The organism is Stenotrophomonas sp. NPDC077461 (assembly GCF_049545475.1).
GTDB classification, from domain to species: domain Bacteria; phylum Pseudomonadota; class Gammaproteobacteria; order Xanthomonadales; family Xanthomonadaceae; genus Stenotrophomonas; species Stenotrophomonas nematodicola.
Genome location: NZ_JBMWDO010000002.1, coordinates 186,651 through 203,881, shown reverse-complemented (window position 1 = coordinate 203,881; position 17,231 = coordinate 186,651). Strand labels below are relative to the sequence as shown.

The 17,231-nt window shown below is 66.0% G+C and carries 16 protein-coding genes; 5 read left to right on the top strand and 11 right to left on the bottom strand.

Features of this window, described 5'->3' with window-relative positions:
• Window positions 1-74: 74 nt before the first annotated feature.
• The 5 genes from ACPEH8_RS05520 to thrS form a co-directional block, all read right to left on the bottom strand.
• On the bottom strand, window positions 75-1,070 hold the full coding sequence (locus ACPEH8_RS05520) for a phenylalanine--tRNA ligase subunit alpha (RefSeq protein WP_017355263.1): 996 nt from the start codon (window positions 1,068-1,070) through the stop codon (window positions 75-77).
• Window positions 1,071-1,265: 195 nt separating this feature from the next.
• Entirely contained in the window at window positions 1,266-1,625 is a 360-nt protein-coding gene (gene rplT, locus ACPEH8_RS05515) for a 50S ribosomal protein L20 (RefSeq protein ID WP_017355264.1), read from the bottom strand.
• 10 nt (window positions 1,626-1,635) lie between these two features.
• The gene (rpmI, locus tag ACPEH8_RS05510; RefSeq protein WP_017355265.1) at window positions 1,636-1,833 is read right to left on the bottom strand and encodes a 50S ribosomal protein L35; all 198 of its coding nucleotides are present in this window, start codon (window positions 1,831-1,833) and stop codon (window positions 1,636-1,638) included.
• Window positions 1,834-2,256: 423 nt separating this feature from the next.
• Window positions 2,257-2,796 carry a translation initiation factor IF-3 gene (gene infC / locus ACPEH8_RS05505; protein WP_026070650.1) on the bottom strand — a complete coding sequence of 180 codons (540 nt, stop codon included), beginning with the start codon at window positions 2,794-2,796 and terminating at the stop codon, window positions 2,257-2,259.
• A 48-nt stretch (window positions 2,797-2,844) separates the two neighbouring features.
• Complete coding sequence (thrS, locus tag ACPEH8_RS05500) at window positions 2,845-4,749, bottom strand: threonine--tRNA ligase (protein ID WP_017355267.1); 1,905 nt, start codon at window positions 4,747-4,749, stop codon at window positions 2,845-2,847.
• A gap of 422 nt (window positions 4,750-5,171) precedes the next feature.
• Between thrS and ACPEH8_RS05495 the strand changes: the two genes are divergently transcribed.
• From ACPEH8_RS05495 to ACPEH8_RS05480, 4 genes are all read left to right on the top strand, one after another.
• Complete coding sequence (locus ACPEH8_RS05495; RefSeq protein ID WP_136003225.1) at window positions 5,172-5,471, top strand: hypothetical protein; 300 nt, start codon at window positions 5,172-5,174, stop codon at window positions 5,469-5,471.
• Entirely contained in the window at window positions 5,471-5,734 is a 264-nt protein-coding gene (locus ACPEH8_RS05490; RefSeq protein WP_136003224.1) for a hypothetical protein, read from the top strand. The genes ACPEH8_RS05495 and ACPEH8_RS05490 overlap by 1 nt, the downstream gene beginning before the upstream one ends.
• 10 nt (window positions 5,735-5,744) lie before the next feature.
• The gene (locus tag ACPEH8_RS05485; protein ID WP_153165176.1) at window positions 5,745-7,331 is read left to right on the top strand and encodes a PepSY-associated TM helix domain-containing protein; all 1,587 of its coding nucleotides are present in this window, start codon (window positions 5,745-5,747) and stop codon (window positions 7,329-7,331) included.
• 76 nt (window positions 7,332-7,407) lie between these two features.
• A complete protein-coding gene (locus tag ACPEH8_RS05480) occupies window positions 7,408-7,791 on the top strand; it encodes a VOC family protein (protein ID WP_026070757.1) in 384 nt (127 codons plus the stop codon).
• On the opposite strand, the gene ACPEH8_RS05475 is transcribed toward ACPEH8_RS05480, so the two are convergent.
• Window positions 7,779-8,963, bottom strand: a complete 1,185-nt coding sequence (locus ACPEH8_RS05475; protein WP_017355944.1) for a glycoside hydrolase family 18 protein — start codon at window positions 8,961-8,963, stop codon at window positions 7,779-7,781. The two genes, ACPEH8_RS05480 and ACPEH8_RS05475, sit on opposite strands and share 13 nt — an antisense overlap.
• A gap of 231 nt (window positions 8,964-9,194) precedes the next feature.
• Between ACPEH8_RS05475 and ACPEH8_RS05470 the strand changes: the two genes are divergently transcribed.
• Window positions 9,195-10,214 (top strand): tetratricopeptide repeat protein, encoded by a 1,020-nt coding sequence (locus ACPEH8_RS05470; protein ID WP_423666233.1) that lies wholly within the window; start codon window positions 9,195-9,197, stop codon window positions 10,212-10,214.
• 111 nt (window positions 10,215-10,325) lie between these two features.
• Here ACPEH8_RS05470 and pnp read toward each other — a convergent pair whose 3' ends face one another.
• From pnp to infB, 5 genes are all read right to left on the bottom strand, one after another.
• The gene (pnp, locus tag ACPEH8_RS05465; protein WP_017355942.1) at window positions 10,326-12,434 is read right to left on the bottom strand and encodes a polyribonucleotide nucleotidyltransferase; all 2,109 of its coding nucleotides are present in this window, start codon (window positions 12,432-12,434) and stop codon (window positions 10,326-10,328) included.
• 150 nt (window positions 12,435-12,584) lie between these two features.
• Window positions 12,585-12,845, bottom strand: coding sequence for a 30S ribosomal protein S15 (rpsO, locus tag ACPEH8_RS05460; RefSeq protein WP_017355941.1), 261 nt, complete (start codon window positions 12,843-12,845; stop codon window positions 12,585-12,587).
• 171 nt (window positions 12,846-13,016) lie between these two features.
• The gene (gene truB / locus ACPEH8_RS05455) at window positions 13,017-13,925 is read right to left on the bottom strand and encodes a tRNA pseudouridine(55) synthase TruB (RefSeq protein WP_262071674.1); all 909 of its coding nucleotides are present in this window, start codon (window positions 13,923-13,925) and stop codon (window positions 13,017-13,019) included.
• 105 nt (window positions 13,926-14,030) lie between these two features.
• Entirely contained in the window at window positions 14,031-14,456 is a 426-nt protein-coding gene (gene rbfA / locus ACPEH8_RS05450; RefSeq protein ID WP_136003220.1) for a 30S ribosome-binding factor RbfA, read from the bottom strand.
• Window positions 14,457-14,552: 96 nt separating this feature from the next.
• Window positions 14,553-17,192 carry a translation initiation factor IF-2 gene (infB, locus tag ACPEH8_RS05445; RefSeq protein ID WP_017355938.1) on the bottom strand — a complete coding sequence of 880 codons (2,640 nt, stop codon included), beginning with the start codon at window positions 17,190-17,192 and terminating at the stop codon, window positions 14,553-14,555.
• Window positions 17,193-17,231 lie beyond the last annotated feature (39 nt).

The following is a 17,231-nucleotide window of genomic DNA, read 5'->3' as shown; positions in this document are numbered from 1 at the left end:
CCCTGGTGGGCCGGCGCATGCGCCTGGCCGTAATTCAACAATCGTGGTGCCGGGCGCTGCCCGGCATGCCGTCATCAGGCGAATTGCTTCAGGAACCGCACATCGTTCTCGAAGAACGCGCGCAGGTCGTTGACCCCGTAGCGCAGCATCGCGAAACGCTCCACGCCCAAGCCGAACGCGAAGCCGGTGTAGCGCTCCGGATCGATGCCCACGTTGCGCAGCACGTTCGGGTGGACCATGCCGCAACCGAGCACTTCCAGCCAGCGGGTGCTGCCGTCGGGCTGCTGCCAGGCGATGTCCACTTCGGCGCCGGGTTCGACGAACGGGAAGTAGCTGGGGCGGAAGCGCATCTCGAAGTCGCGCTCGAAGAAGGCGCGCACGAACTCGGACAGCGTGCCCTTCAGGTCGGCGAAGGTGGAATGCTCGTCGACCAGCAGGCCTTCGACCTGGTGGAACATCGGCGAGTGGGTCTGGTCGCTGTCGCTGCGATAGACCTTGCCGGCGGCGATCATGCGCAGCGGCGGCGCGTGGTCGCCCATGTAGCGCACCTGCACACCGGAGGTATGCGTGCGCAGCAGGCGGCCATCGCCGAAATAGAAGGTGTCGTGCATCGCACGCGCCGGGTGGTGCGGCGGGAAGTTCAGGGCTTCGAAGTTGTGCCAGTCGTCTTCGATTTCCGGGCCTTCGGACAGTTCATACCCGAGGCGGCCGAAGATCTCGGTGATGCGCTCCAGGGTGCGGGTGACCGGATGCAGGCCACCACGTTCGTCGCGGCGCCCCGGCAGGGTGATGTCGATCGCTTCGGCGGCCAGGCGCGCGTCCAGCGCAGCGTCTTCCAGCACGGCCTTGCGTTCGCCCAGCGCGGTGGTCAGCGCGTCGCGGGCACGGTTGATCGCCTCACCGGCGGCCTTGCGCTCGTCGGCGGGCAGTGCGCCGAGCTGCTTGAGCTGGGCGGTGATGCTGCCGCTCTTGCCGAGCAGTGCCACGCGCAGGGCTTCCAGCGCGTCCGGGCTCTGGGCAGCAGCCACGTCGGCCAGCGCCTGGGTGGTCAGGGATTGGATGTCACTCATGGATAGCCGGAGCCTCGCGTCGGTATGCCATCGCGATGCGCGTCGGGCCGACCCCCGTCGCCACCGCTGTCGAGCGATGGCACCGGGAGGGCCATCGCCAACACAAAAAAGAATGGGGAAGGACTTGCGCCCTTCCCCATGCATTTGCCTTACCCACAGCCGTTGCGCGTGAACGGCAACGGCAGGGGAATGGACTTATGCCGCCAGTGCGCCCTTGGCCTTTTCGGCCAGTGCAGCAAAACCGGCTGCGTCGTGCACGGCGATGTCAGCCAGAACCTTGCGGTCCAGGGTGATGCCGGACTTGAGCAGGCCATTCATGAAACGGCTGTAGCTCAGGCCGTTGATGCGGGCAGCCGCGTTGATGCGGGTGATCCACAGCGAACGGAAATTGCGCTTCTTCTGCTTACGACCGATGTAGGCGTACTGCTGTGCCTTGATCACGGCCTGCTTGGCAACGCGGAAGACCTTGCGGCGAGCGTTGTAATAACCCTTCGCCAGGGTCAGGATTTTCTTGTGACGGCGACGCGCCTGTACGCCACGCTTTACTCGTGCCATGGGTCAGTCCTCAGAGGTAGGGAAGCATACGGTTCAAACGGCCTGCGTCTTCTGCACGAACATGGTTCGTCTGACGCAGATTGCGCTTCCGCTTGGTCGACTTCTTCGTGAGGATGTGGCTACGGTTGGCGTGGCCAGCCTTGAACTTGCCGGAGGCGGTCTTGCGGAAACGCTTGGCCGCCGCCCGGTTGGTCTTGATCTTGGGCATTGCAATGTCCTTGATGGTGTTTTGTCACTGACCAGGGCGGTGGCATTGCCACACTTTCCGTCCGTGCCCTTGCCTGCTTGTAAGCCCGGGATCCCCACTGGGAACCAGGCCGGTCCTGTTGCCGTTGAAAAGCGTGAAACCGTTCAAAACAGCACCCCCGCAATACGGGGCCGCCCATTATGCCCGCGCAGACAGGCACTTGCAACCGATTGATTGAACGGGCGTTTGGCGCGGGTGCGCGAACCTGAAGGGTGTGGACACCGCGCAGGGGGCGGCATCCCGCCCTGTCTGCACAGAGCGGCTGAAGGCGCCGTTGGCGCCCCCTGCCTTTCACGCGAACCGACTCTGCCGGCAGCGGCGGCGGGTTCAGCCGGGCATGGCCCGGCGTCCACCCACGCGGTCGGGCGCAGGCCCGACAGCCGGTTACTTCTTCTTCGGCGCGATCATCATCACCATCTGCCGGCCTTCCAGGCGCGGACGGGACTCAATCACGATGTCCTCACCCAGATCGGCTTCGATCCGGTTGGCCATTTCGCGACCCAGTTCCTGATGGCTCATTTCACGACCACGGAAGCGGATGTTGACCTTGATCTTGTCGCCCTCTTCCAGGAACCCGCGCATCTTGCGCAGCTTGATCTGGTAGTCGCCTTCATCGGTGACCGGGCGGAACTTCACTTCCTTGATCTCGACCTGCTTGGTCTTCTTCTTGGCCTCGTTGGCCTTCTTCTGCGCTTCGAACTTGAACTTGCCGAAGTCCATGATCTTGCACACCGGCGGATCAGCCTGCGGCTGAATCTCGACCAGGTCCAGACCTTCGTCTTCGGCCATCGACAGCGCTTCGTCACGCGTCAACACGCCAATCATTTCTCCGTCGCTGCCGATCACGCGTACGCGCGGCACCCGGATTTCCTGATTCTTGCGGTTCTGTTTGTTGTCAGGGGTACTGATATTGCAATCTCCCAGAGGAATCAAACCGGCCCTGAGCGGATCATCCGCAGGGCCGGGACTTTCTTACACGGACTGTTCTGCCTGCAACCGCTCGATGAAGGCCTGGACGGACATGCTGCCCAGATCTTCGCCAGAGCGCGTACGCACGGCCACGGCGCCATTTTCCTTCTCACGGTCGCCAACCACCAGCAGGTACGGGACCCGCTGCAGCGTATGCTCGCGAATCTTATAACCGATCTTCTCGTTGCGCAAATCGGCGTTTACCCGGAAGCCTTGATCTGCAAGGGTTTTCCGGACCTCGGACACGTATTCAGCCTGCGCATCGGTGATATTGGCCACCACCACCTGGATCGGGGCCAGCCAGGACGGGAAGGCGCCGGCGTGGTGTTCGATCAGGATGCCGATGAAGCGCTCCATCGAGCCCACGATGGCCCGGTGCAGCATGACCGGGTGCTTCTTCTGGCTGTTTTCGTCCACGTACTCGGCGCCAAGGCGGCCGGGCATCATGAAATCGACCTGCATCGTGCCCAGCTGCCAGGTGCGGCCGATGGCGTCCTTGAGGTGGTACTCGATCTTCGGGCCATAGAAGGCGCCCTCACCCGGCAGTTCCTGCCATTCCACGCCGCAGCTGCCCAGCGCCGAGCGCAGCGCGCCCTCGGCCTTGTCCCAGGTGGCGTCATCACCGAGGCGCTTTTCCGGGCGCAGCGCGATCTTGATCTGGATGTCCTCGAAACCGAAGGTCGTGTACACCGCCAGCGCCTGCTGGTGGAACGCGGTCACTTCGGCTTCGATCTGCGACTCGGTGCAGAACACGTGGCCGTCGTCCTGCGTGAAACCACGCACGCGCAGGATGCCGTGCAGCGCGCCGGACGGCTCGTTGCGATGGCACGACCCGAACTCGCCGTAGCGGATCGGCAGGTCGCGGTAGCTGTGCAGGCCCTGGTTGAACACCTGGATGTGACCCGGGCAGTTCATCGGCTTGACCGCGTACGTGCGCTTCTCCGACTCGGTGAAGAACATGTTTTCCTGGTAGTTGTCCCAGTGGCCGGACTTCTGCCACAGCGAGACATCCAGGATCTGCGGGCAGCGCACTTCGCCATAGCCGCTGTCGCGGTACACCTTGCGCATGTGCTGCTCGACCACCTGCCACAGCGCCCAGCCCTTGGGGTGCCAGAACACCAGGCCCGGCGCCTCTTCCTGCAGGTGGAACAGTTCCTGCTGCCTGCCGATGCGGCGGTGATCGCGCATCTCGGCTTCCTCGATGCGCTTGATATACGCCTCGAGCTGCTTCTTGTCGGCCCACGCGGTGCCGTAGATGCGCTGCAGCTGCTCGTTCTTGGCATCGCCGCGCCAGTACGCACCGGAAATGCGGGTCAGCTTGAAGGCCTTGAGGAAGCGCGTGTTCGGCACGTGCGGACCACGGCACATGTCCACGTATTCCTGGTGGTAGTACATGCCCATCGCCTGGATGTCATCGGACATGTCCTCGATCAGGCGCAGCTTGTAGTCCTCGCCACGCGCCTTGAAGATCTCGATGACCTCCGCACGCGGGGTCACCTTCTTGATCACGTCGTAGTCCTGCGCGATCAGCTCGCCCATGCGCTTTTCGATCGCGGCCATGTCCTCCGGCGTGAACGGGCGCTCGGCGTAGATGTCGTAGTAGAAGCCTTCGGCGATGACCGGGCCGATCACCATCTTGACGTCGGGGTAGAGCTGCTTGACCGCATGACCGACCAGGTGGGCACAGGAGTGGCGGATGATCTCCACCCCCTCCTCGTCCTTGGCGGTGATGATGCGCAGGCTGGCATCGTGGTCGATGACGTCGCTGGCATCGACCAGCACGCCATCCACCGAACCGGCGATGGTGGCCTTGGCCAGGCCGGCGCCGATCGACTGGGCGACGTCCATGACACTGACGGGGTTTTCGAACTCACGGCGGCTGCCGTCGGGGAGCGTGATGGCGATCATGAATAGGCTTTGGCTGGTGGGCCCGCCGCGCGGGCCGAAGGTACGGAATCAGGGAAATCGGCAATAAAAAAGCGCCACGAAGGCGCCTGCGTCAGGGGCCGTCGGGACGTTCAGCGGTGGGCGGTGGTAGTGCTCATGTCACACGCTAGACCGGCGCCGGGCGCGGGCCACCTTGTTGCCATCAGTAGAGATGGCTTGATCTTAAACCAATCCGGGTCGCGATGCCGCTCCGCCTGCCCGGGCAGCGCCTGAACGTGGCGCTGTGGCGCCCGGAAACCGCAATGATTACCATGCGCGGATCGCCGTGCCACGTCCGGCGACGCCTTCCCCCAAGGATCCGCCATGACACTCGCCGTCCGCCGGGCCCGGCCTGCCCGGCCCCGTCTTCCGCGCCAGGGCTGGCCCGCCCCGCCGTCGTACCCGTGACAGGTACCGACTTCGCTGCGGCGCTGTACTGCGTGCTCGGTGGCATCGCCTCGGCGTTCTCCGCGCTGGCCTTCTACGCCGCCTCGCCACATTGCCGCTGGCCGCGCCTGCGACGCGCCGGCCGACTCGGCCGCCACATCGGCCTGGTGGCGTTTGCGACCGGACTGTGGCTGTGGATGGGGCAGCTCGGGCTGGCCGCAGGCCTGTGCGTGACCCTGGCCGGCTGGATGCTTGCCGCGATGGCCCTGCCCTACCTGGCCGCGTGGACGCGCCCGTACGCCGCGGAGCGCGGCTGATGTGGCCGCGCGCCTTCGCCGCGCTGCTGGCCGGTTTCCTGGTCGCCGCGGCGGCCACCGGCCTGGTGGCCTGGCTGCCGCCCGGCCCCTGGGAACGGGCCGTGGTGCCGAGCCTGATCGCTTTCGTCCCGCTGTGGATGCTGGCGGCGGTGTGGGCCTTCAGCTTCCGCACCGGCCTGCGTGCATGGACCGGAATGGGGGTGGCTGCCGCTCTCGGTTTCGCGCTGTTGTGGCTGCTGCGCAGCACCCAGTGGGTGCAATGACGGAGTCCCGATGAAGTTCAGCTCGTTTACGCTCCGTACGTTCACCACGCTCCACACCTGGGTCGGCCTGGTGGCTGGCTTCGCGCTGTTCGTGGCCTTCTATGCCGGTGCCATCACCGTGTTCCACCACGACCTGCCGCTGTGGCAGGCGCCGCATGCGATGGAGCAACCGGCACAGACCCTGGACGATGCCCAGCACCTGCTCGACGGCGTCCTCGCGCGGCACCCGGAGGCGCGCCGGCACATCGGCATGACCTTCCCCGGCGCGGAAACCCCGCAGACCGTGGCGTACTGGCAGGACGCCAAGGGCACCTGGCTGTTCGCCTGGGCCGACCACGTGGACGGCAGCCCCACGCCGCCCCAGGCCGGGCTGGCCGAGCTGGTCAATGAGCTGCACTACACCCTGGGCTTGCCGGTGGCCGGAATCTACCTGATGGGCGTGGTCAGCCTGCTGTATGGCGTAGCGCTGCTGTCGGGGCTGGTCATCCACCTGCCTCGACTGGCCGGCGACCTGTTCGCGCTGCGCCCGGGCCGCAACCTCAAACAGATGTGGCAGGACGCGCACAACGTCATCGGTGTGCTCAGCCTGCCCTTCCACCTGCTGTTCGCGGTGACCGGCGCGCTGCTGTGCCTGATGTTCCTGCAGATGGCCGCGCTCAACCCGCTGGTCTACCAGGGCAAGCTGATGGCGGCGCTGCCGACGGCGATGGACACTGCCCCGATCCGTGCCGCCGCCGGCGAGCCGGTGCGACCGGGCAGCCTGGCCATGCTGCATGCGCGTGCGATCGCGGTGGCCACCGACCAGGGCCTGCCGCACTTCGAGCCGGCATACCTGAAGCTGGCCAACGCCGGCGATGCCAACGCGGTCATCGAGATCACCGGCGAAGGCGGCGCCTCGCTCGGCCCGCTCGGCGCGGTGGCGATGGATGCCAACACCGGCCAAGTGCTGCACACGCAGTTGCCTGGCCGTCGCGATGCCAACCACGCCACGCTGGCCGCCGCGTACGCGCTGCACTTCGGCGAGTTCGGCAACGGCGCGGTGCCGTGGCTCTATTTCGCGCTCGGCCTGGGCGGCGCCTTCCTGTTCTATTCGGGCAACCTGCTGTGGATCGAATCGCGCCGCAAGCGTCGGCAGATCGAGCAGGGCCGCGCCCAGGTGAACATGGCACGGGCCACGGTCGGGATCTGCATCGGGCTGTGCGTGGCCATTTCGGCCGCGTTCGTCAGCGTCCAGCTGCTGGAACACCTGGCCCCGTCGTACGCGGACACCGGGATGCGCTGGACCTGCTTCCTGGTCTGGGGCGGCTGCGCCCTGTGGGCGGCCCTGCGGGCGCCGTCACGCGCCGCACAGGAGCTGCTCTGGGCGGCGGCGATGGTGACCGCACTGGTGCCGGTGGCCCACGGCGCCATGACCGGGCAATGGCTGTGGACCAGCGCGCTGCGCGGCTACTGGCCGTTGTTCTGGGTGGACGGTGTCGCCCTGGCAATGGCAGTGGGCTTTGCCGCGATGGCTCGCGCCACGCGACGCCGCGCCCACCACGGCGACCCCAACAGCGTGTGGGCCGATAACCGCAGGGCCACCGCGCGCGTCCCGTAGCCCATCACCGTTTGCTGCCGCGACCGTGTTTACAGTGCAGCGGTTCCTGCCCACCTGCGCAACGCCCATGACCGACCTGCACATCGACCGCCTCGACCATCTCGTACTGACCGTGGCCGACATTGATGCCACCTGCAGGTTCTACCAGCGCGTGCTGGGCATGCAGGTGGAAACCTTCGGCAGCGGGCGCACCGCACTGCGTTTTGGACTGCAGAAGATCAACCTGCACGCGCACGGGCGCGAGTTCGAACCGAAGGCCGCGCGCCCCACACCGGGGTCGGCAGACCTGTGCCTGATCACCTACGCCACGATCGATGAGATCCTCGCCCATCTGCACGCGCAGGACGTGCGCATCGAGGATGGCCCGGTGCAGCGCACCGGGGCCACCGGGCCGATCCTGTCGGTGTACTTCCGCGATCCGGACGGCAACCTGATCGAGGTATCGCGCTACCTGGCGTGAGGCAGGAACGGCGCGGCCATCGCCTGCAGCAGGCTGCCCTGCGGGTCGTCGCCGGTCAGCTCCCAGGTGAACACCCCGCGCAGCTGGCGATCCCTGGCGAACTCGGCGCGCAGGCCGATCGAGGTCGGATCTTCATAACTGATGAACACGCGCTCGGCGGCGTTGTACAGCCACGGCGACTGCGCTACCGGGTGCCAATGCCGCTGCCACCCGGGCTGATCGAGGAACGCGGTCTTGATGTGGCGCCAGTCGCCCGCGTCGAACGGGGCGCTGTACGGCTGGTACAGGCCGTCGCCGCTCTGCGTGGTGACCTGGAAGCCGCGCCCGTAGAACGGCACGCCGAGCACCAGCTTGTCGGCCGGTACGCCGTGCTGCTGGTAGTAGGCCACCGCCCCCTCGACGCTGTTCCAGCGCCGCAGCGCCGGGTCCAGCGGATCGGCCGGCACCTCGCGCAGCGGCGCGTTGAACGTGGAGACTCTGGAGAAGCCGGTGCCCATGTCATAGCTCATCAGCGTGATGAAATCGAGCGCCTGCCCGAGCGCCTTGAGCTCGTAGCTCAGGGCGGGATCGTACGGACCGTCGGTCTGCACGCGGCCGGCCGGCAGCGCAGCGGTCAGCAGCCGGTGCGGACCGTGGCCGCCGTCGAGCGCATCGAGCTGGCGGCGGAATTCCTGCACCAGCAGGGTCATGTTGCGCCGGTCTTCCGGGCGGTCGGTGATCTCCACCGGGCCACCGGACACGGGAAACTCCCAGTCGATATCGACGCCATCGAAGCTACCGCGGTGCTGCTGGAAGAACAACGCCACGCAGGAGCGCACGAACTGCTGCCGGCGTTCGGCGGTGAGCGCCGCGTCGGAGAAGCCGCCGGCATTCCAGCCGCCGATGGAGATCAGGGTGTGCAGTGTCGGATGTGCTCGCTTGAGCGTGGCCAGCGCCTTGAAGTGCCCATCGGCCTGCGCATCGACCACGCAGCGACCGTCCTCGATGCGGGCGAATGCATAGAACAGATGGGTCAGCGTATCGGCCGGAATGGACGCCACCGGATAGCGCTCCGCAGAACCGCCGGGATAGTAGGCTCCGATCACCTTCGGCAATGGGTCGGCGGCGGAGGCGGCGATCGGCAGGCAGCCGGCGATGAGCACAGCAAGTACAGCCACGGTCTGGCGGAACATGGGATCTCCCGGGTCGAAGGCCGGGCCACGTTAGCAGACACCACGCGCGGAACAGCCCCCTTGAACGCGATGTCCGGCAATCCCGTCCGGCGGACAGACCGCACGCCCGCGCCCAGGTCAGCGCAGGGTCGGGACCGGACATGTCGACAGCGCACAATGCCATGCGATGGCATGCGCGACCGACGGGCGCAGCGGCTACAGTGCGCATGAATACCAACGATATGCCGACGCATGACCGACATCGCCGACACCACCGACACCTCACTTTCCACACCGGACAACGACACCCTCGCGGCGCTCGAAGCGGAGGCCTACGCCGCGTTCGACGCTGGCCACCTGCAGCGGGCCAGCGACCTGTTCGGTGAACTCAGCGGGCATGCCCCGCACGTGCCGTACCTGCATTACATGCGCGGCCTGGCGCACAAGTATCTGCGCGACTGGCCCGCCTCGCTGCAGCACAACCTGCGCGCGCAGACCCTGCAGGACGCGTTCGACCAGGCCTCGGCCTGGAATGCAGGGATTGCCGCCACGGCATTGGGCGACTGGGCCGAAGCGCGCCGCCAGTGGGCGAAGTGCGGCATCAACATACCGGACGGCGACGGTCCGATCGACACCGATTTCGGCATGATCTGCGTCCGGCTTGATCCGTGGGGCAGTGGTGAGACAGTGTTCGCGCGGCGCATCGACGTGGTGCGCGCGCGGGTGCTGAACGTGCCATTCGGCAGCAGCGGGCATCGCCTGTTCGATATCGTCCTGCACGATGGTGCCAAGACCGGCGAGCGCGCGTTGAACGGCGGCACGGTGCCCGTGTTCAACGCGCTGCAGACCCTGCAGGCATCGGACCACGCCACCTTCGTGGCGTTCATCCGGTGTCCGTCAGCGGACGACATGGCGGCACTGGAGGACGCCCGGCTGCCCGGTATCGGCTATGTCGAGGACTGGAGTGCGTCGGTCCGGTCGCTGTGCCTGCGCTGCAGCTACGGCGTGCCGCACGCGCGGGACGCCCCGGCACCTCATGATGAGCGAGCCGCTGGCAACGACGATTGGCAGGTGGAGCGCAGCCTGGGTATCGGTGCACAGGGCAAGGCCGCGGTCGAGCGCCTGCTCGCCGACTGGGTCGCTGCGGGGCCCGGGCGCGTGATCGATGCGATCGAACGCCGCGAAGGCACCCCCAGCGCGCCTGCCGAAGGGCAGGTGTGGTGGTGCGATCCCACCGAGGTGGAACACGCCGGGGAAGACGACCTGGTCTAGGCGCGTCGACAGCACAGCGGACATAACGAAAAAGCGGGCCGAAGCCCGCTTTTTCGTTGTGCGAAGGTGTGAGGACCTGCGGTCCTCACGTTCCGCGAACGCGTGCGCCGATTACTCGGCCGCCACGCCCTCGCCTTCTTCGACGGCCTTCATCGACAGGCGGATACGGCCCTGCTTGTCGACTTCCAGCACCTTGACCTTGACCACATCGCCTTCCTTCAGCTTGTCGCCGACCTTCTCGACGCGCTCGCTAGAAATCTGCGACACGTGGACCAGGCCGTCCTTGCCCGGCAGGATGGTGACGAACGCACCGAAGTCCATGATCTTGGCGACCTTGCCTTCGTAGATGCGGCCCGGCTCGACGTCCGAGGTGATCTGCTCGATGCGCGACTTGGCAGCCTGCGCCGCGATCGCGTTCACCGAGGCGATGACGATGGTGCCGTCGTCCTGGATGTCGATCTGGGTGCCGGTTTCCTTGGTGATGGCCTGGATGGTGGAACCCCCCTTGCCGATCACTTCGCGGATCTTGTCCGGGTGGATCTTGATGGTCAGCAGACGCGGCGCATAGTCCGACAGCTCCTGACGCGGTGCGGTCAGGCCGTGGGCCATTTCACCGAGGATGTGCAGACGGCCAGCCTTTGCCTGCTGCAGTGCCTGCTTCATGATCTCTTCGGTGATGCCTTCGATCTTGATGTCCATCTGCAGGGCGGAGATGCCCTCAGCGGTACCGGCCACCTTGAAGTCCATGTCGCCCAGGTGATCTTCGTCACCCAGGATGTCGGACAGGACGACGAAGCGCTCGCCTTCCTTGACCAGACCCATCGCGATACCCGCAACCGGCGACTTGACCGGCACGCCGGCGTCCATCAGGGCCAGCGAGGAACCGCAGACCGAAGCCATCGACGAGGAACCGTTGGATTCGGTGATTTCCGACACCACGCGAATGGTGTACGGGAAGGCTTCCAGCGACGGCATCACTGCCAGCACGCCGCGCTTGGCGAGGCGGCCGTGGCCGATTTCGCGACGCTTGGGGCCCATCATGCGGCCGGTCTCACCCACCGAGTACGGGGGGAAGTTGTAATGGAACAGGAAGTTGTCCTTGTACTCACCGGACACGGCGTCGATGACCTGGCCATCACGGGCAGTGCCCAGGGTGATGGTCACGATGGCCTGCGTTTCACCGCGGGTGAACAGCGAGGAACCGTGGGTACGCGGCAGGATGCCGGTCTGCACGGCGATCGGGCGGACGGTGTCCAGCGCACGGCCGTCGATGCGGACCTTGGTGTCCAGCACCGAGTTGCGCATGGTGCTGTATTCCAGCTCGCCGAATTCCTTCGACAGCTCGGCCGGGTTCCAGCCGTCGGCGGCCACGCGGCCAGCCAGCGACTCGGTCACGTCCTTCTTGATCGCGGCGATCGCGTCGCGGCGCTGCAGCTTGTCGCGCACCTGGAAAGCTTCAGCCAGACGCGGGCCGACGGCTTCCTGCAGGGCGCTGATCAGCGCCTCGTTCTTGGCCGGGGCAACCCAGGTCGACGGCTTGGTGCCGGCTTCCACGGTCAGCTCGTTGATGGCGTTGATGACCTTCTGCATTTCGCGGTGACCGAAGGTCACGGCGCCCAGCATCACGTCCTCGGACAGCAGCGCGGCTTCGGATTCAACCATCAGCACGGCGTTGGCGGTACCGGCGACAACCAGTTCCAGCTCCGAATCCTTCAGCTCGGTCACGGTCGGGTTGAGGATGTACTCACCGTTCTTGTAACCCACCTTGGCAGCGGCGATCGGACCCTTGAACGGGGTACCCGCCAGCGACAGCGCGGCCGAGGCACCGATCAGCGCCGGGATGTCACCGTCGATGTCCGGGTTCAGCGACATCACCGTGGCGATGATCTGCACTTCGTTCTTGTAGTCTTCCGGGAACAGCGGACGGATCGGGCGATCGATCAGACGCGAGATCAGCGTCTCCTTTTCGGTCGCGCGGCCTTCGCGCTTGAAGAAGCCACCCGGGATACGGCCACCGGCGTAGAACTTCTCCTGATAGTCACAGGTCAGCGGGAAGAAGTCCTGGCCCTCACGCGCGCTCTTGGCAGCCACGGCGGAGACCAGCAGCACGGTGTCGTCGAACTTGACGATGACGGCGCCACCGGCCTGACGGGCGATTTCGCCGGTTTCAAGCGTGACGGTGTGCTTGCCGTACTGGAAGGTTTTGGTGATTTTTGCCACGGGGGATGTCCTTGGGATGATGCTTTCTTCGAATGGACCGCGGGCGACCCTTGCCGCCGACGGGTGACCGGTGGTCCGGTCCAGGCGTTTGATGCGGTACTACCAAAACAAAACCGCGGCGCATTCCTGCGCCGCGGTTGGGATTCCTGCTTAGCGACGCAGGCCGAGCTTTTCGATCAGGGCCTTGTAACGCACGCCATCCTTCTTCTTCAGGTAGTCGAGCAGGCTGCGGCGACGGTTGACCATCTGCAGCAGACCACGACGGCTGTGGTGATCCTTCTTGTGGGTCTTGAAGTGGCCGGTCAGCAGTTCGATGCGGGCGGTCAGCAGGGCAACCTGGACTTCCGGGGAGCCGGTGTCAGCCGAGCTGCGCTTGTTGTCTTCAATGACCTTCTGGGTGTCGATCGACATTGTATTTTCTCTTGGATGCGTGGCCCGCAGAAACGTCCCATTGACGTACCGCGCGACTCGCCGTGAACGAAAGGATGAACCCGCGCAAGGCGGGAAGCCTGAAAAGGCCGCGAAATTGTAACGGTCGCGGCCGTCCGGGACAAGGACCAGGGTGGGCTGGCGGACGGGCGGTCAGAGGTTGAAACGGCGCTGGGAGGCCAGCAGTCCACTGGCATCAACCTGTCCCAGACCCTGAATGGCGTCCTCCGGGCCGTACACGACTACCAGCCCGGTTGGCCAGCCTTCGCCACGCTGGCGCTGGCCCACGCAGAAGCGGGCCGCCTGTTCAGCATCCAGCGTCACCCGGGGGTAATGCGCCAGACCGTCGGCCAGCGGCAGCAGCAGGCGCTCCATGCCGGCTTCATCCCCCTGGGCGGCCATCGCCCGCAGGGTGTCCAGGGTCACCATCGGCGCCTCGCGGAACGGGTCCACCCACAGGCGCCGCAGACCGGCGATATGTGCCCCGCACCCCAGGGTTTCGCCCAGGTCGCGGGCCAGGCTGCGGATGTACGTACCCGAGCCGCAGGTCACGCGCAGGGTCAACCGGGTCGGCTGCTGCGCCAGCACGTCGATGGCATGCACCTCCACCTCACGCTCGGGCGCTTCGATCGCGTCGCCACGGCGCGCCTTCACATACAGCGGCTCGCCCCCCTGCTTGAGTGCGGAGTAGATCGGGGCACGCTGACGGATGCGTCCACGCAGCGGCGCCAGCGCGGCGTCCAGCGCCTCGGCGCTGATGGGCGGTACCGGCCGCTCACGCAGCACGACGCCATCGGCATCGTCGGTGTCGGTGGTCTGGCCCAGCACGACCTCGGCGTCATACGCCTTGGCCGAACCAAGCAGCAACCCCGCGATCTTGGTCGCCTCGCCGAAGCACAGCGGCAGCAGCCCGGTGGCCAGTGGATCCAGGCTGCCGGTATGGCCGCCCTTCTCGGCACGGAACAGGCGTCGTGCGATCTGCAGCGCCGCGTTGGAGCTCATGCCACCCGGTTTGTCGAGCAGCAGGAGGCCGTCCAGGCGACGGAACGTAATTCGGGTCATGGAATATCACCGTAGAGCCAGGCGTTGCCCGGCTGCTCGTGTCGTCGATCATTGCCGCGCGCAACGCGGCCCACCGGGCGTGGCCCGGGGCTGTATCGGGTGGCGTCAGGCCTTGTCGGCCGGCGCGGCGTCATCCGCGTCATCGGCGTCGTCGCCCTGCACGTCGCGGCTCTTCTCGGCCGCCAGCGTATCGGGCAGATCACGCAGGATGTTGTCGATGCGCTCGCCGCGGTCCACCGAATCGTCGTAGTGGAAGTGCAGCTCGGGAACGTGGCGCAGCTTCATGGCCTTGGCCAGATCCATGCGCAGCTCCCAGGCCAGCTCCTTCAGACCCTTCATCGCCTCTGCCGAACGTTCGGGCATCAGCGCGGTGACGAAGATCTTGGCATGGGCCATGTCACGGGTGATTTCGACGTCGGAAACGCTCACCGAGGGCAAGCCGTGCACACGCACCAGATTGTGCACGAGCGTACCCAGCTCACGGCGGATCTGGGCGGAAACACGGTCGGTTCGATGGAAGGTTTTTGGCACGAGACGCTCTTCAATGTTCGGATAAGCGGGTCACGACCCACGGTCGCCACCCGGAAATTTGACAGGGCCCGACCGTTGGCCGGGCCCTGTTCCCCATTACAGGGTACGCGGCACTTCGATACGCTCGAAGCACTCGATCTGGTCGCCCGGCTTGACGTCGTTGTAAGCCTTCACGCCGATACCGCATTCGGTACCGTTGCGGACTTCCTCGACGTTCTCCTTGAAGCGACGCAGCGATTCCAGCTCGCCTTCGAACACCACCACGCTGTCGCGCAGGACGCGGATCGGCTTGCTGCGCTTGACCGTACCTTCGATGACCATGCAACCGGCCACCGCACCGAACTTGGAACTGCGGAACACGTCGCGCACCTGGGCGATACCGATGATCTCTTCGCGGATTTCCACGCCGAGCAGACCGGACGCCACCTGCTTCACCTGATCGATCACGTCATAGATGATCGAGAAGTAACGCAGGTCCACACCGTTGGATTCGATGATGCGACGCGCGGAGGCGTCGGCACGCACGTTGAAGCCGATCACGGTGGCCTTCGAAGCGACCGCCGAGTTGGCGTCCGACTCGGTGATGCCGCCCACACCGGAGTGGATCACGTTGATGCGGATGTCTTCGTTGGACAGCGCCACCAGTGCCTGGCTCAGCGCCTGCACCGAACCCTGCACGTCGGCCTTGATCACCAGGTTCAGCACCTGCTGGCCATCGCCCTTGCCCAGGGTCGCCATGATGTCTTCCATGCGGCTGCCGGCCGACTGCACCAGGCGCGATTCACGGCGCTTGGTTTCGCGCTGCTGCGCGACGTCCTTGGCCAGACGCTCGTCCTCGACCACGACGAAGTCGTCGCCTGCATCCGGCACGCCGGACAGACCCAGCACCTGCACCGGAATCGACGGACCCGCCTGGTCCGGCTGCTTGCCGGTTTCGTCGAACAGGGCGCGCACGCGGCCATACTGGATACCGCAGACCAGGTAGTCGCCCTTCTTCAGCGAACCCTGCTGCACCAGCACGGTGGCGATCGGGCCACGACCCTTGTCCAGCGAGGACTCGATGACCACGCCGCTGGCGCGGCCATCGGCCACGGCCTTCAGCTCCAGCAGTTCGGCCTGGATCGAAATCGCGTCGAGCAGGTCGTCGATGCCCAGGCCCGCCTTGGCCGAAATCTCGACCATCTGGGTGTCGCCACCGAAGTCTTCGGACACGACCTGCTCGGTGAGCAGCTCGTTCTTGACACGCATCGGATCGGCGCCGGACTTGTCGATCTTGTTGATCGCCACGATCAACGGCACACCCGCCGAACGGGCGTGCTGGATGGCTTCCTTGGTCTGCGGCATGACACCGTCGTCGGCCGCCACCACCAGCACCACGATGTCGGTCAGCTTGGCACCGCGGGCACGCATGGACGTAAACGCCGCGTGGCCCGGGGTATCCAGGAAGCTGATCACGCCCTTCGGCGTTTCAACGTGGTAAGCACCGATGTGCTGGGTGATGCCACCGGCTTCGCCCGTGGCGACCTTGGTGCGGCGGATGTAATCCAGCAGCGAGGTCTTGCCGTGGTCGACGTGGCCCATGATGGTGACCACCGGCGGACGTGCCACCGGCTCGCCCTGGTTGCCGCCGGCCAGCGCCAGCAGCGCGTCCTCGGCGTCGTTGGTGTTGGCACGGATCACGTTGTGGCCGAGTTCCTCGGTCACCAGCGCAGCGGTATCGTGGTCGATGGTCTGGGTGATGGTCGCCATGACGCCCATCTTGAACAGCGCCTTGACCACGTCGCCGCCCTTGACCGCCAGCTTCTGGGCCAGATCGGCCACGGTGATGGTGTCGCCGATGGTGACGTCACGCACGATCGGGGCGACCGGACGTTCGAAACCATGTGCACCACCGCCGCTGCGCGACTGGTTGCTGTCGCGACGGCCACCGTGCTGCACGCGCCCGGTCGGACGACCGCGCGAGTTGCTGTTGTTGCCGCGGCGGGCACGATCGGCGGCCGACAGATGCAGCTGGCCGGCAAAGCGGTTGCCGCCATCGTCGTCGCGCTTGGCGCCCGGGCGATTGTTGTTGTTCGAGTTGCGGTCGTCCGCACGCGGTGCCGGACGCGCAGCCGACGGAGCGGACGGACGCGGACCACGGGCCGGCGCATCGGCGGCGGCAGGCTTGGCTGCAGCCGGGGCCGGTGCGGGCGGTGCATTCCTGGCCGCTTCGGCAGCGGCTTCGGCCGCCTTGCGCTCGGCTTCGGCACGTTCCTTGGCGTCGATTTCTTCCTGACGCTTGCGGGCGATTTCTTCGTCGCGCGCACGGTCCTTCTCGGCCAGTGCGCGCTGCTCGTCCAGATTGCGCTGGCGGGATTCCTCCAGCTTGCGCAGGATGTCGGCGCGCTCCTCATCCGGCGTCATCGCCTTGCCACTGCTGTCCTTGGTGTAGGTGCGCTTCTGGCGCACTTCAACATTGACGGTGGTCTTGCTGCGGCCGGCGCTGACGGTCACTTCCTGCAACTTGCGACGGTTGAGGGTGATCTTCTTGGCGGCCTCGTCGGTGCTCTCGACGGGCTGCTCGGTCTTGCCGTGCGAACGACGAAGGAAGCCCAGGAGCTTCACTTTCTCGGTGCTGGTCACGACCTGGTCGGGACCGCTGAACTTCATGCCGGCTTCGGCAAGCTGTACAAGCAGTTTATCGACCGGAGTGTTGACCAGTTCGGCAAGCTTGCGGATGGTGGTTTGCTGCGACATTCGGATCCTATGATCTGGTTGGCGCTCCCTCGAAACGTG

Excerpts from the sequence above, each read along its gene's own strand:
- ACPEH8_RS05520 (WP_017355263.1), bottom strand. The coding sequence starts at position 1,070 with ATGAGTGACATCCAATCCCTGACCACCCAGGCGCTGGCCGACGTGGCT.
- rplT (WP_017355264.1), bottom strand. The coding sequence starts at position 1,625 with ATGGCACGAGTAAAGCGTGGCGTACAGGCGCGTCGCCGTCACAAGAAA.
- rpmI (WP_017355265.1), bottom strand. The coding sequence starts at position 1,833 with ATGCCCAAGATCAAGACCAACCGGGCGGCGGCCAAGCGTTTCCGCAAG.
- thrS (WP_017355267.1), bottom strand. The coding sequence starts at position 4,749 with ATGATCGCCATCACGCTCCCCGACGGCAGCCGCCGTGAGTTCGAAAAC.
- ACPEH8_RS05490 (WP_136003224.1), top strand. The coding sequence starts at position 5,471 with ATGTGGCCGCGCGCCTTCGCCGCGCTGCTGGCCGGTTTCCTGGTCGCC.
- ACPEH8_RS05485 (WP_153165176.1), top strand. The coding sequence starts at position 5,745 with ATGAAGTTCAGCTCGTTTACGCTCCGTACGTTCACCACGCTCCACACC.
- ACPEH8_RS05475 (WP_017355944.1), bottom strand. The coding sequence starts at position 8,963 with ATGTTCCGCCAGACCGTGGCTGTACTTGCTGTGCTCATCGCCGGCTGC.
- ACPEH8_RS05470 (WP_423666233.1), top strand. The coding sequence starts at position 9,195 with ATGACCGACATCGCCGACACCACCGACACCTCACTTTCCACACCGGAC.
- rpsO (WP_017355941.1), bottom strand. The coding sequence starts at position 12,845 with ATGTCGATCGACACCCAGAAGGTCATTGAAGACAACAAGCGCAGCTCG.
- truB (WP_262071674.1), bottom strand. The coding sequence starts at position 13,925 with ATGACCCGAATTACGTTCCGTCGCCTGGACGGCCTCCTGCTGCTCGAC.
- infB (WP_017355938.1), bottom strand. The coding sequence starts at position 17,192 with ATGTCGCAGCAAACCACCATCCGCAAGCTTGCCGAACTGGTCAACACT.